The 2,023-nt window shown below is 72.0% G+C and carries 2 protein-coding genes; both read right to left on the reverse strand.

The features are described from left to right. Positions 1 to 1,527, reverse strand: a 1,527-nt coding sequence (gene glmS / locus ACFWEK_RS21145) for a glutamine--fructose-6-phosphate transaminase (isomerizing) (protein ID WP_430555314.1), incomplete at its 3' end; no start/stop codon positions are given. A gap of 43 nt (positions 1,528 to 1,570) precedes the next feature. Then, entirely contained in the window at positions 1,571 to 1,831 is a 261-nt protein-coding gene (locus ACFWEK_RS21150) for a hypothetical protein (protein WP_430555315.1), read from the reverse strand. Positions 1,832 to 2,023: the final 192 nt, after the last annotated feature.

Consider the following 2,023-nt stretch of genomic DNA (forward strand, 5'->3'; position numbering starts at 1 on the left):
GTGCTTGAGCTCGCTCGTCGGGTACGCCTCGGCGTGCCGGTAGGTGATCTCCTTGAACTTCTGGGCGCCCTCGCGCGCCACCGGGTAGCCCCGCACGCGGCCGATGAAGAACAGGCTCGGCGCCTCGGAGAGCTCCTTCGCCGCGGCGGACAGGTCCTCCTCGTCGCCCAGGATCTGCGCGATCTGCCCGGGGATCGCCCGCAGGCCGGCGATGATGCGCTTGCCGTCCGCGAACGACAGGTCGCGCACGCGGCCCAGCGCCAGCGCGAGCAGCGCGAACCCGACGCCCATGTGCGTGAGCGCCTTGGTCGACGCGACCGCCACCTCGGGCCCGGCGTGCAGGTAGATGCCGCCGTCCACCTCACGGGCGATGGAGGACCCGACGGCGTTGACGAGCCCGACGACGGTGCCGCCCTTGCGCTGCACCTCGCGGACGGCGAAGAGGGTGTCGGCGGTCTCGCCGGACTGGCTGACCACGACGTACAGGGTGCTGGGCTCGATGATCGGGTTGCGGTAGCGGAACTCGCTCGCGGGCTCGGCGTCGGCCGGGATGCGCGCCAGGTCCTCGATCATGGACGCCCCGAGCTGGCCCACGTAGTACGCGGAGCCGCAGCCGAGGATCTTCACGCGGGCGAACCGGCGCATCTCGCGCGGGTCCAGGTTGAGGCCGTCGAGCTTGGCGGTGCCGAACCGGTCGTCGAGACGGCCGGACAGCATCCGCTCCACCGTCTCCGGCTGCTCGTGGATCTCCTTGTGCATGAAGTGGGCGTGGCCGCCCAGCTCCAGCTCCTCGACGGTGAGGTCGATCGTGACGGCGTCGCGCGCCGTGTGCTCCTCGTCGTTGGTGAAGGTGCGGAACCCGTCGGCCGTCACGGAGGCGAAGTCGCCGTCGTCGAGCAGCACGACCTGGCTGGTGTGGCGCACGATCGCCGCGGCGTCCGAGGCCACGAACATCTCGCCGTCGCCGACGCCGAGCAGCAGCGGCGAGCCGTTGCGCGCGACGACGACGCGGTCCGGGTTCTGCACGTCGGTCACCGCGAGGGCGTAGGTGCCGTCGATCTGCGCGACGGCGGCGCGCACGGCGTCCTCGAAGCCCAGCCCGGCCGCGAGCTCGCGCGCCACGAGGTGGGCGATGACCTCGGTGTCCGTGTCGGAGGTGAGCTCGACGCCGTCGGCGGTGAGGCGCGAGCGCAGCGCGTGGAAGTTGTCGATGATGCCGTTGTGCACCACGTGCACGCGGCCGTCGAACGAGGTGTGCGGGTGGGCGTTGCGCTCGCTCGGCTCGCCGTGCGTCGCCCAGCGCGTGTGGCCGATGCCGACGGTGCCGGCGAGGCGCGCGGGCAGGGCGGCCTCGAGGTCGCGCACGCGGCCCTTGGCGCGCACGACGCGCGACGGGTGCGCGCTGGAGCGCGGGTTGAGCACGGCGATACCGGCCGAGTCGTAGCCGCGGTACTCCAGCCGCGTGAGGCCCTCGACGAGGACGGGTGCTGCCTGCTGGGGGCCGACGTAGCCGACGATTCCACACATGGGTCTGGGTGCTCCTAGCCGTAGATGTTCAGCCGTAGGTTCTTCAGCCGTAGATGGTGCGACGGACCTGGCGCTCGCTGAGCTCCGGTGCCGCGACCAGGCGGTCGCGGAGCTCGACGGCGATCTGCGCGTAGATCTCCTCGTTGCGGCGCCCGAAAGTGCGCAGCGACGCGTGCCGACGCCGGACGTACTCCTCCACCGGTTCGCGGTACCAGGCGAGGACGTCCTCGACGACGCGCTCCGCCTCGGCCGGGGAGAGCCCCGTGGAGGTCGCGATGCGGGCGACGAGATCGGCGTCGGTCACCGGGACATCATGCGCCCCGCGGCCCCGACATGCCAGATCCTGCCCGAAATCGGGCAGGATCCGTCTGGGGCCACGCAGGCTGCGAGCGCATCACGCCTCCCGGACGGCGTCCCCGTAGGCGTCCGCGAACCGCTCCAGCTGGTCGAGGAAAGCACCCACGTCGGCGCCGAGCACGGCGAGACCGTCGGCGTA

The sequence above is a fragment of the Isoptericola sp. NPDC060257 genome (assembly GCF_042726645.1).
In the GTDB taxonomy this organism is placed as follows: Bacteria; Actinomycetota; Actinomycetes; order Actinomycetales; family Cellulomonadaceae; genus Isoptericola; species Isoptericola nanjingensis.